Annotated in this window: 13 protein-coding genes and 2 tRNA genes; 13 read left to right on the top strand and 2 right to left on the bottom strand. The window is 27.9% G+C overall.

Translation table 11 applies throughout. The features are described 5' to 3' along the window. Positions 1-195 precede the first annotated feature (195 nt). The 4 genes from M6G78_RS01960 to M6G78_RS01945 all read left to right on the top strand — a co-directional run bounded on the left by M6G78_RS01960 (position 196) and on the right by M6G78_RS01945 (position 4,626). Positions 196-1,239, top strand: a complete 1,044-nt coding sequence (locus tag M6G78_RS01960; RefSeq protein ID WP_138268507.1) for an alcohol dehydrogenase catalytic domain-containing protein — start codon at positions 196-198, stop codon at positions 1,237-1,239. Positions 1,240-1,531: 292 nt separating this feature from the next. Beyond that, positions 1,532-2,422: a hypothetical protein gene (locus tag M6G78_RS01955; protein WP_138268506.1), complete on the top strand. Its 891-nt coding sequence runs from the start codon at positions 1,532-1,534 to the stop codon at positions 2,420-2,422. A 16-nt stretch (positions 2,423-2,438) separates the two neighbouring features. Beyond that, positions 2,439-2,975 carry a Holliday junction resolvase RecU gene (locus M6G78_RS01950; protein WP_253229472.1) on the top strand — a complete coding sequence of 179 codons (537 nt, stop codon included), beginning with the start codon at positions 2,439-2,441 and terminating at the stop codon, positions 2,973-2,975. 1 nt (position 2,976) lies between these two features. Beyond that, positions 2,977-4,626 carry a nucleoside kinase gene (locus tag M6G78_RS01945; RefSeq protein ID WP_253229471.1) on the top strand — a complete coding sequence of 550 codons (1,650 nt, stop codon included), beginning with the start codon at positions 2,977-2,979 and terminating at the stop codon, positions 4,624-4,626. A 27-nt stretch (positions 4,627-4,653) separates the two neighbouring features. Here the strand turns inward: M6G78_RS01945 and M6G78_RS01940 are convergent, their stop codons facing one another. Continuing rightward, positions 4,654-4,905 (bottom strand): hypothetical protein, encoded by a 252-nt coding sequence (locus tag M6G78_RS01940; protein WP_253229470.1) that lies wholly within the window; start codon positions 4,903-4,905, stop codon positions 4,654-4,656. 167 nt (positions 4,906-5,072) lie between these two features. Here M6G78_RS01940 and M6G78_RS01935 point away from each other — a divergent pair, with 167 nt between their 5' ends. Further along, a complete protein-coding gene (locus M6G78_RS01935) occupies positions 5,073-5,687 on the top strand; it encodes a DUF5105 domain-containing protein (RefSeq protein WP_253229469.1) in 615 nt (204 codons plus the stop codon). 45 nt (positions 5,688-5,732) lie between these two features. Here M6G78_RS01935 and M6G78_RS01930 read toward each other — a convergent pair whose 3' ends face one another. Then, positions 5,733-6,338, bottom strand: a complete 606-nt coding sequence (locus M6G78_RS01930; RefSeq protein ID WP_253229468.1) for a PolC-type DNA polymerase III — start codon at positions 6,336-6,338, stop codon at positions 5,733-5,735. A gap of 289 nt (positions 6,339-6,627) precedes the next feature. Here M6G78_RS01930 and M6G78_RS01925 point away from each other — a divergent pair. From M6G78_RS01925 to M6G78_RS01890, 8 genes are all read left to right on the top strand, one after another. Then, positions 6,628-6,703 (top strand) — tRNA-Lys (locus M6G78_RS01925). Positions 6,704-6,807: 104 nt separating this feature from the next. Then, positions 6,808-6,883 (top strand) — tRNA-Lys (locus tag M6G78_RS01920). Positions 6,884-6,989: 106 nt separating this feature from the next. Then, the gene (locus M6G78_RS01915) at positions 6,990-7,469 is read left to right on the top strand and encodes a hypothetical protein (protein WP_253229467.1); all 480 of its coding nucleotides are present in this window, start codon (positions 6,990-6,992) and stop codon (positions 7,467-7,469) included. A gap of 64 nt (positions 7,470-7,533) precedes the next feature. Continuing rightward, entirely contained in the window at positions 7,534-7,704 is a 171-nt protein-coding gene (locus M6G78_RS01910) for a stress-responsive transcriptional regulator PspC (protein ID WP_253229466.1), read from the top strand. Positions 7,705-7,892: 188 nt separating this feature from the next. Then, entirely contained in the window at positions 7,893-8,072 is a 180-nt protein-coding gene (locus M6G78_RS01905; protein WP_253229465.1) for a hypothetical protein, read from the top strand. A gap of 24 nt (positions 8,073-8,096) precedes the next feature. Further along, on the top strand, positions 8,097-10,742 hold the full coding sequence (locus tag M6G78_RS01900; protein ID WP_253229464.1) for a valine--tRNA ligase: 2,646 nt from the start codon (positions 8,097-8,099) through the stop codon (positions 10,740-10,742). A gap of 201 nt (positions 10,743-10,943) precedes the next feature. Beyond that, on the top strand, positions 10,944-11,366 hold the full coding sequence (locus M6G78_RS01895) for a hypothetical protein (RefSeq protein WP_138268496.1): 423 nt from the start codon (positions 10,944-10,946) through the stop codon (positions 11,364-11,366). A gap of 2 nt (positions 11,367-11,368) precedes the next feature. Continuing rightward, entirely contained in the window at positions 11,369-12,316 is a 948-nt protein-coding gene (locus M6G78_RS01890) for a TIGR01212 family radical SAM protein (RefSeq protein ID WP_253229463.1), read from the top strand.

Raw genomic sequence — 12,316 nt, 5'->3', positions numbered from 1 at the left:
TTATTTTATTTACCTCCTTAAAAAATGCAAAATGTGACATTTGTAACATGCTAAAATTAAAAAATTAAAATGTAAACCTTATCAAGTTACAAAAGTTTTAATTTATATATTTTATTCTGCTTGACTTTGTGTTATAATCAATTCAACAAAAAAAATAAAACAAATAAAAAAATTAATTTTAAGGAGAATATTATAATGGAAGCAGTCGTATTTAGAGGACCAAATGATTTTGGTTTAGAAAACGTTGAAACACCTGAATGTCCAGAAGGTGGTATTTTAGTAAAGGTTGAAGCAGTAGGTCTTTGTGGATCAGATATTAGAACATTTGGTTCTGGTCATAAAGATGTTACACCTCCTCATATTTTAGGTCATGAAGTTGCAGGTGTTATTGAAAAAAGTGATAATGAAAAATATCCAGCAGGAGAAAGAGTAGTTCTAAATCCACTTATCAAACTTTGCGGTGAATGTTATTTCTGTAAAAATGGTTTACAAAACCATTGTATCAACAAAAAACTTTTAGGTTCAGAAATGCCTGGTGGATATGCTCAATACGTTCCAATCCCAGCTGATTGTTGTACAGATGATGGTATCGTAGAAGTTCCAGAAGGATTTAACTTAGACTTAATTCCTTTAGCTGAAACATTATCAAGTGTTTACTCTACACAAGATTTTGCTAATGTTAAAGAAGGCGATGTTGTTGTTGTTATCGGTGCCGGTCCTTTAGGAAACTTACATAGTGCAGTTGCAAAAGCAAGAGGAGCTAAAAAAGTTATTATTTCAGAACCAAGCGAACATAGACTTGATATGGCAACAAGATTCTCAACAACTGATGATTTCGTAAACCCAGTTGCAGGTGATTTACATGATTTCGTTATGCAAGAAACAGATGGTATCGGTGCAGACGTTGTTATTACAGCTTGCCCAGTAGGTTCTGTTCAAGTTGAAGCTACTCATTTATTAAAACCAAGAGGAAAAGTTATTTTATTCGGTGGTCTACCAAAAGATAACTGCCACGTAGCTTTTGACTCTAACTTAATTCACTACCAAGAATTAGTATTATACGGTGGATATGCTTATGCTCCATCAGTATTTAGAAAAGCTATCGAACTTATCACAACAGGTAAAATTGATGCTACTAAATTTATCACACACGTTATTCCTTTAAGAGATATCAAAAAAGGTATCGACTTAGTTAAAACAGGTGAAGCTATTAAAGTTGTTTTGAAACCTTGGGAATAAAATCCATAATTTCTTTTTACATAGCTACAGTCCTTTTATTTAAAGGATTGTAGCTTTTTTGTTTTATTGGGAAAGATTGATTTGTTAGAAATTTGTTTAGGGAAAACTAAATTTAAAATTATCTAAAACAAAAATTGAATTTAAACTGAAATTTAAAAAAAATATATTGTTTATATTTAAAATTATTGCTTTTTATTATATGATTTATTCTATATATTAATCAATATTGATATTATTGATAAAAAAAAATAAATATGATATCATTATCAATAGTATCTATTAGGAGGGTAATATGAAATCTAAAACCAGACAATTAATTGCAAGAATAATTGTAGGCTTGTTAGTTTTTTTTATGATATTAAGTATAGTAACACCATATATTTTAGGTGCAGAAAAATTTGTTTCCTATTCAAATGAAGATTTACATATGAGTTTTAAAATTCCTTCTTCTGCAAAAAGTGATATGGAAAAAATAAGTGAAAATGCAAGAGAATTTCCTGTAAATTTTAATTTAACGGTTAGAATTTCATATGGTGATGTATATGAGGAGGTTTTAAAAAGTAATAAATTATCTAATAAAGAGTTACTTAGAAAACAAGTTTATATAGAAAGTGATTTTGTAAAAGATACTTGGAATAGTGAAGATTATATAAATAATTATTTTAAAGATATATTAGACGATGCTAAAAGCAGTTATAATTATAAGATAAGTAAAACTACCATTAGCGGGATACCTGCATGGAAATGCTCTTATGAAGGCAAAAGCGTAAAAAGTGAAGGTGAATATTATCTTACTGTTAATAATGGGGGGCTTTATATTCTACAAATAGATTCATATATGGCTGATATGTCAGAAAATAAATCTACAATAAATAAAATAATTGAGTCTTATGAGATAACTGATGTATATATTCCAACACAAACAGAACTTACAACTATAACTAAACAAGAAGAAAAAACTACAACTTCAAATACACAAAATACTGAAAATACACAAGTACAAAATCAAGAGGATAGTACGAATAATACTGCAATTGTATTTTCATATTTTATTGGCGGGATACTAATTTTAGCTGTTTTTGTGTCTTTAGGGGTATATATTTATAAGCAGAAAAAATATAAGAAGAGAAAAAAAGAAAGAAAGAATATAAGAGTAAAAAGAAGAAATAACGAAAAATTATAATTAACAAGGAGAGAAAATGGGGTACTGGGAAAGCAGAGGTCTTCGAGGAAGCGAATTCGAGGATTTAATAAACAGAACCAATAAGATATATTTTGATGATGATTTGGCTGTCGTTCAAAAGATTCCTACGGCAATAAAGCCTGTTAGGCTTGATAATGAACGAGGCGTAATATCTCTTGCTTATTTTGATGAAAAAAGTACAGTTGATTATATAGGTAATATTCAAGGTATACCTGTTTGCTTCGATGCAAAAGAAATATCTGGGAAAAGTCTTCCCATTGCAAATATACATGAACATCAAGTGAAATTTATGGATAAGTTTGATATGCAAGGCGGTATTGCATTCTTACTTGTCCATTTTAAAATTTTTGATGAATATTTTATTTTAGACATAAAAACCTTAATAAAGTATTATAATAATGCAATGAATGGTGGAAGAAAATCTATACCTTATGATGCTTTTAATAAAGAATTGAAGGTGTATTTGAATCATAAATATCCTATTCATTATCTTGAAGGAGTAAGCAAATATTTGCAGTTAAAGGAGAAGTAACATGATAAGGATAAAATTTGATAATAAGAAAATATTAAATATAAAAGAAGATACAACTATTAAAGACCTTGCTAGTCTAAGTGATAAAAAAGACATAATAGTAGGAGGTCTTGTTAATAATGAAGTTGAAAGTTTAAATTATCATTTTAAAGAAGATTGTGATTTTAGTTTTGTTTATCTTAACACGTTTTTAGGTAAAAAAATTTATGAAAAAACTTTACTGTTTTTACTTGCTGTAAGCTCAAAAAAAGTTTTTAAAAGTAGAGAGGTTTCCATAGGATATTCTATTGGAGGCGGTATTTTTTTTGAATATAAAGATGAAAGTGATTTATCTGAAGATGATATTTTAAAGCTAAAAGAAAAAATGAGAGAATTTATAGATTTAAATCTTCCTATTGTGAAATTAAAAACTACAAAAGAGGAAATGAAAGAATCAATAAATAAAAATATTTTTTTAACAAATAAAGAAGTCGTTGACTATTTGGATGATAAAAGTCTTTTGACCTTGTATGAGTTAGGTGATTGTTATGGGTATTTCTATGGTGATTTATTACCATCTACGGGATATTTGAAGGTTTTTGATATAATAAAATACAATCATGGGGCAGTTTTGCTTGGATGCGATAAACTTCATCCTAATAAGCTTCATAAATTTTATGATAATCCTAAATTATTTAAGGAGTATGAAGCATTTGATAAATGGTTAAAAGATGTCAATGTAATAAATATTGCATCTTTAAATAAAAAGATAGAAGACGGAGAATGCGAAGAACTTATTTTGGCAAGTGAGGCAAGACACGAATATTTAATTGCTAAAGCTGCCGATAAAATTATTACTTCAAAAAATGAAAAAAGAATTATATTAATAGCAGGACCATCTTCTTCAGGTAAAACAACCACCTCAAAAAGGCTTAAAACGCATCTTATGGCAAGAGGCTTAAGTCCTGTTACAATAGGACTTGATGATTATTTTTTAGATAGAGAACTTACACCAAGAGATGAAGAGGGTAAACCTCTTTATGAATCAATAGAAGCAATTGATATCCCTTTATTTAATGAACATTTAATAAGACTTATAAGGGGAGAAGAGGTTAGTATACCTGTATTTGATTTTAAAAGCGGGAAAAGAAGAAAAATTGGAAGAAAAATAAAAGTTGACGAGCATAATCCAATTATTATTGAAGGTATTCATGGACTTAATGAACGTCTTACCTTAGATATTGTAGAAAGCAAAAAATTTAAAATATATATTGCACCGTTAACAGTTATGGGAATAGACCAATATAATAGGATTACAACATCAAAAATAAGAATGTTAAGAAGAATTGTAAGAGATGCACATTTTAGAGGTAACAGTGCTTGTGATACTATAAGCATGTGGGAAGATGTAAGGGAAGGAGAAAAGATAAACATTGTTCCTTATAGAGAAGAGGCTGATTATATAATTAATTCAACTTTAATTTATGAAATTCCTGTACTTAAAAAATATGCTCTTCCTCTTTTATCACAGATAAAACAAAATAATAAATATTATTACGAAGCAAAACATCTTATTGATTTTTTATCTTTGTTTAAAGAGATACAATCTGAAGAGTTTATTCCCGGGGTATCATTGTTAAAAGAATTTATCGGTGGAAGTTTGTATGAGTAAAAAAGAGAATGTTATTGCATTCTCTTTTTATAATTCTATTATAATTTTTATTTCTTCGAATATTGCATTTATTTCTTCTTTGAATTTATCATCGTCTTCAATGTCTTTGTCGCATATTTCTATAAGTTCGTATGTCATTAAATCCGCAATTTCTTCATCTTCTTTGTATAATGTTTCTTGATTTTTGTCTATTAGTTTGTGTATTTTATTTTTGAAAATATTTTTTTCTGTTTTTTTATTTAAATAATCTTCTATAACTTTTATTACATTATTTATCATTTTTATACCCCTGTAGACGTTTTTATAATTGTAACATAAAAAGGAAAAAACTTTATAAAAATATAAAATATTATAAATATTTGTAAAAAAATAATATAATTTGGTAACGTTTAAATTTATTGTGTTATAATATTTACAATCAAAGTATAAGAAAGAAGGTGGAAATTATGAAAAAGATAATGGCACTAATTATGGCGATTTTTATTATGTTCGGATTTACAGGTTGTGGAGGACCAAGTGCAGAGGAGTCTTTAACATCGTACTTGGATGTTATGTGCTGTAAGGATGAAGATAAGGTATTGGAAAAATATATAAACGGGGAAGAAGTTGATGAAGATTATAAAGAATTTTTAGGAGATGATTTCCAATATTTTAAATCAAGTGGTTTAGATGAATTTATGTTGGCTCTTTATAAAAATCTTGATTATGAAGTAGTAAGTGTTGAAGAAAACGGAGATACGGCTACAGGAAAAGTTACATTCTATATGGTTGATTTTGGAAACAGCTATGAGCAAGCAGTTAAAGACACCATTTCATGGTTTAAAAATAATTTATCGGCTTCAACAAGTGATATAACAAATAAAATAATGGATAATTTTACAAATGAAATAAACGATGCTGCACAAAAAGACACTTCTGTTGAAAAAACTGTTACTTTTATTATGAGTAAAGAAGATGGTGTTTGGAATATAGATAATATGAATTCTGCTATGGATGAATTATTTTCCGATGCGATGAGCGATATGAATGATGTAAACAATAATATTAACGATTATTTTTAAAAAGTAAATTTATAAATAAAAGAACATACATATGTATGTTCTTTTTTATAAGTTAAAAATCATTTTATACATATTTATATCACCATATTGTTCTAAAATAATATTTCTGTATTTTTCAAAACAGTGATATGTGTCTATACAGTCAGATAAGGCTCTATGCTTTTGGTCTCTTTGTATATTTAATTTTTTTAGTATTGTTTCAAGTTTATGATTTTCAAATTCAGGACTTATTTTTCTTGATATTTTAAGTAAGTCCACATAATCGTTAATGAGATATAAAGTTGTATTTCTTTCATAATTATCATATAAGAAATTTATATCAAAATTAACGTTTTGTCCGACTAAAATATCTTTTCCAACGAAATCATTAAACTTAAGTATTGCATCTTTTATATTGGTGGCATCTTTAACCATTTCATTATCAATACCTGTTAGTTTTTGTATTTGTTCAGAAATAGTTTCTTTTTGAGGTTTTACCAAAATTGAAAATTCATCACTTATCTTAGTTGCTCTTATTTTAAGTGCACCTATTTCTATTATTTCATTATATTCAGAGTCAAGCCCTGTGGTTTCAATATCGATTACGCAGTAGTCATTTGGAAAATCAAAATATTCTTTTCCCTTATGTTCTCTATATTTTAAATAATTCATATCTTTCTCCTTTTATTTATATAAATTATAATAATTTTTATTTTGATTTCCATAGGTTTATAAACTTTTTTATAAATTAATAATAAATAAAATGTTTTAATGAGAGAAGTCATATAATGATTAAATGTACAAAATAACAGGGATTCTTAAAAGATAATAAATATATGAATAAAACTCGACATTTTAGTAAAATAATATATATAAATAAAAATTTTATAAAAAAAATAAAAAAGTATTGACAATATTTGTATGTTTTAGTATACTAATTAAGCTGTCAGATTAATTAAGTGACCCATTAGCTCAGTTGGCAGAGCACTTGACTTTTAATCAAGGTGTCCGGAGTTCGAATCTCCGATGGGTCACCATTTTTTTGTCAAAAGTGATTGAAAATTATATAAATAAATTTAAAATTTAGTATTGACAAATTTATAATGTTTTAGTATACTAATTAAGCTGTCAAATATTAAGTGACCCATTAGCTCAGTTGGCAGAGCACTTGACTTTTAATCAAGGTGTCCGGAGTTCGAATCTCCGATGGGTCACCATTTTTTTGTCCATTTACCATATCAACTGATATGGTTTTTTTATTTTTTTTGAATAATAAATATACATAATTGAAAAGATAATATTATTAAAATCAGGAGAGTTGATTTGGAAGAATTATGTATTGAACTTAATGGGGAAAGAATAAAAATTTATTCTTTTATGGATAAAAAAATATCGTTAAAAAATATATTAAAAAATCAATGTTTTCGTAATGACGGTATGAATGTAAAATATAGAATAGCGTTGGTAGATAAAATATCAAAAAAGGATAAAATACTAAATTTGTGCAAAGCTTTAAACTTGTCTGATATATTAATAGTTAATTCTGCCAGTAATATAAATATAAGGCATTTTAATATAAAAACAATATCATATGGTCTTGATGAAAAATCTACAGTTAATGTTTCCAGTATTGACGAAATGGAAAATGATAAGCCTATTGTATGTGTACAAAGAAGTTTTTCATCTGTATTTTTAAAAGAATATGAACCAATGGAAATTAAAGTGAAAAGAATTAAAAATATAGATGATATAGCTACTTTTTTGGGGATAACTACTCTTAAATTAGTATTAGAATTAGATTAAATATTTGAATTTTTATCTGTCGTGATGTATAATTATAATATAAAATTTAAGAGAGGATCGAACAATGGAAAAGAACAATACTGGAAAAATTATTTTAGCATCTGTAGTTGGTTCTGTAATGATTATTGGAGCCTTTGGAACGTATTTGTATGTTAAGGATAAACTTAACAAGAAAAGACTTGGTGGAAAATTAATAAAAGTTGATTACAATTATTCAAAAGAGTTTGACGATTAATGAGAAGACTTCATAAGTTTGAAGTCTTTTTTTTATAAAATTTAATTATATTTTACATATTTATTTTCTATATTTTATTTTTGTTTAATGTGTAATGTTTATAAGGTCTATAGGGCTAATTCATTGACAAAAAAAGCTATATTTGTTATCATAAATTTTATAATTTGTAAATTTTTAGAGGTGTCAAAATGAAAATATGGATAGTTAGATTAGTCGGTGTTTTGATGATTTGTCTAGGCGCCTTTTTCGTAAGACGTCTTGATCATGTAGACCCTGATGAAAGATATTTTAAAATATTGGCTTTATTTGCCATTCCTATGGGACTAATGGTAATAATGGCTACATTTATAAAAGTTTTTGGAGCTTAATAAATAAAAAAACGAGGTTGTAAAATGAGTGATAAAACATTGGAAAAACAATATAACCCTTCAAAAATAGAAGGGGAAATATATGAAAAATGGGAAAAAGGCGGATATTTTAAACCGGAAATAAACAAAGACGGAAAACCTTTTACCATTATTATGCCTCCTCCTAATATTACCGGAAAGCTTCATATAGGTCATGCTTTTGATGATACTTTACAAGACATTCTTATAAGATATAAAAGAATGAAGGGTTTTGCTGCGTTATGGCTACCTGGTGAAGATCATGCAAGTATTGCAACAGAAGTAAAGGTTGTTGATAAAATTAAGGAAGAGACAGGAAAAACAAAACAAGATTTAGGCAGGGAAGCATTCCTAGAAGAAGCTTGGGATTGGGCTAAAACTTACAGAAAAGAAATAGCAAATCAAGTAAGAAAACTTGGTGCTTCATGTGATTGGTCAAGAGAAAGATTTACTATGGATGAAGGTGTAAGCGAAGCCGTAAAAGAAACTTTCGTAAGACTTTATGAAAAAGGCTTAATATATAGAGGAAACAGAATAATAAACTGGTGTCCAAGCTGTAGAACTGCTTTAAGTGATGCAGAAGTTGAATATGAAGAACAAAAAGGTCATTTATGGCATATAAAATATCCTATTAAAGATAGTGATGAGTATGTTGTAATTGCAACAACAAGACCTGAAACAATGTTAGGGGATAGTGCTGTTGCGATTAATCCCGATGATGAAAGATATACTCACCTTAAAGGTAAAACTTTGATTTTACCTCTTGTAAACAAAGAAATTCCTATTGTATTTGATGATTATGTAGATAAAGAATTTGGTACAGGTTGTGTAAAAATTACACCTTGTCACGACCCTAACGACTTTGAAGTAGGCTTAAGACATAATCTTGAACAAATAAGAGTATTTAATGATGACGGAACAATAAATGAACTTGGGGGAAAATATCAAGGTTTAACAACTAAGGAAGCAAGAAAACAAATTGTAGAAGATTTAAAAGAAGCCGGTTTATTAGAAAAAATAGAAGATCATATGCATAATGTTGGAACATGTTACAGATGTGGAACAACAGTTGAGCCTTTAACTTCACTTCAATGGTTTGTAAAAATGGAACCACTTGCTAAACCTGCTATTGACGTTGTTAAAAATGCCGAAGTACAATTTGTTCCTGACAGATTTAAAAAGATATACTTTAATTGGATGGAAAATATTAAAGACTGGTGTATTTCAAGACAGTTATGGTGGGGACATAGAATTCCTGCATATTACTGTGAAGAATGTGGTGAAATGGTAGTAAGCAAAAATGCACCTGAAAAATGTCCAAAATGTGGATGCTCTAAATTAAAACAAGATGAAGATGCGCTTGATACATGGTTCTCTTCTGCTTTATGGCCATTTTCTACTTTAGGCTGGCCTGAAAATACCAAAGACCTTGAAAAATTCTATCCAAATGATGTTTTGGTAACAGGTTTTGATATTATTTTCTTCTGGGTAGCAAGAATGGTATTTTCCGGAATAGAACAAATGGGTAAACCACCTTTCCATCATGTATATATTCATGGTTTGGTTAGAGATTCACAAGGCAGAAAAATGAGTAAATCTCTTGGAAACGGTATTGACCCACTTGAAGTAATAGATAAATATGGTGCAGATGTACTTCGTTTCTCTCTTGTAACAGGAAATAAAGCCGGAAATGATACAAGATGGCAAGAAAGTAAAGTTGAAGCAAACAGAAACTTTGCAAATAAAATTAACAATGCTGCAAGATTTATTCTTATGAACCTTGAAGATTTTAACGTAGAAAAAGAAGTTGATTTTGATACACTTCATGATACAGACAAATGGATAATTTCAAGAAAGAATCAAATTGTTAAAGAAGTTACTGCAAATATTGAAAAATATGAATTTGGTATTGCGGCAGAAAAACTATATACATTTATTTGGAATGAATTCTGTGATTTATACATCGAATTTGCAAAACCAAGATTAAATTCTGAAAACGAAAATGACAGATTTAATACACAGTATACTCTAAACCATGTATTTATGGATATAATCAAAATGTTACATCCGTATATGCCTTTCATTACAGAACATATTTACTCTTTCATGCCAGGAAAGAACGGAATGCTTATTGGAGAAAAATATCCTGAATATAGAGAAGAATATAATTTCTCAAAAGAAGAAAATGATATAAGCATTATTGTTGAAGCTTTAAGAGCTGTAAGAAATGCGAGAGCTAATATGAACATACCACCTTCAAAGAAAGCTGACGGTTATATTTTTGCAAATGATAAAGACATGGAAAATGTTTTTGCATCAAGTAAAGATATATTATGTAAACTTGCAGGCTTTAAAGATATAAGTTTTGTTGACAGCGAATATGACAAAGAAGAAAGCTTAAGTGTTGTGTCAAGCGGCGGTAAAATCTATATACCTATGGGAGAACTTGTAGATAAAGACAAAGAAATTGAAAGACTTCAAAAGGAAGAAAAGAAACTTATTGGTGAAATAGAAAGACTTGATAAGAAACTTTCAAATAAAAACTTTGTAGATAAAGCTCCTGCAAAAGTAGTTGAAGGTGAAAAAGAAAAATATAAAAAATATGAAGCATTACTTAACGAAGTAAGAGAAAGTTTAAATAAACTAAAATAAAAAAAGTGCGTATGCACTTTTTTTATTGTTTCTTTTTTGTGAATTAAAAATAAAATTATGAAAAATATAAATATAAATAGTCTTTTTATTTGCTTATTTATATAAGGCAGTAAATTAATTTGTGTTACAAATGCTCTTCACATTTTGATTAAAATGTTGTATAATAAATTAAAATAAAAAATGACGTACGAGGTGATTAAAATGGTTAGAATTATCGGTGGTGCTGAAGGCACTGGAAAAACACAAAAACTTATTGAATTAGCTAACAGTGAAAACAAAGAAGCAAAAGGACTTCAAGTTTATATTGATTCTTCACTTAACCATTCAAGAGAAGTAATGACACAAATCAGATTTATTAACACATCTGAATTTCATGTAGCATCTCCTGAAATGTTTTTCGGATTTTTATGTGGTTTAATAGCCGGAAACTATGATATTAACCAAATATACATTGATGATATTTTAGAAATTTTAAATGCTAAACATCTTGAAACTGCAATTGCATTTTTAGATCAATTGGAAGCTCTTACAAAAGAGTATGAATGCGATATAACTCTTACTCTTGGTGCAAGAGATGAAGATGAATTAAATTTACTAAAAAAATATGAATATCAAGAAGCGTAACATTGTATACTAAATTTTCTACTAAGTTAAAAGAAAAGTACTCGGGAAAAGTTTATAAAATTCCTATAAGTATTGACACAACCTGTCCGGTAAGAGACGGGAGTATATCTAAAGGCGGATGTATATTTTGTGGTGAAAAAGGTGCAGGATATGAAAATGGTGACTGCAAAGAATCAATTACTAAACAAATAAACGATAATTTAGATATTTTTGTAAATAAATATAAAGCCGAAAAATTTATATTATATTTTCAAAATTTTACCAATACGTATATTAAACTTTCTACTTTTAAAAATAACATTTTGGAAGCTGTGAATGCATTAGATAATGTTGTTGCGGTGTCTATTTCAACAAGACCCGACTGTATTGACAATGATTATTTAAGCTTTTTGAAAGAAGTAGAAAATGAGTATCATCTTGATATAATAATCGAACTTGGTTTACAGTCCGTAAACAACGAAACACTTAGAAAATTAAATAGAGGACATACTTTAGCGGATTATATTAAAGCTGTTTTAATGATAAAAAGTTATGGTTTTGAAGTAAGTACGCATATAATTGCTTCAATACCATATGACAGCGATGAAGATATAATAGAAGCTGCAAAAATACTTAGTATTTTAAAAACAGATAGTGTTAAAATTCATTCATTATATGTAGAAAGAAATACAATTTTGGGTAAAATGTATTTAGATGGAAAAATAAAAATGCTTTCAATCGAAGATTATGTAAGGAGAGTAGTTTTATTTTTAGAAAACTTGGATGAAAATATTGCAGTGGAAAGACTGGTATCCAGAGTACCAAAAGAAGAAGATGTCCTCTTTTTAAACTGGGATAGATCTCACTGGGTAATACAGGATATGATTCTGGATGAGATGAAAAAACAAAATACTTATCAAGGGAAAAAATATAATATATATAACAAAGGTTTGCTTGATAAGTTTAAATAA

Origin of the sequence: Anaerofustis sp. NSJ-163 (assembly GCF_024135845.1) — a bacterium.
Taxonomy (GTDB): domain Bacteria; phylum Bacillota; class Clostridia; order Eubacteriales; family Anaerofustaceae; genus Anaerofustis; species Anaerofustis butyriciformans.
Note: the sequence above shows the minus strand (reverse complement) of the source record. Positions and strands in the feature narration are given on the sequence as shown.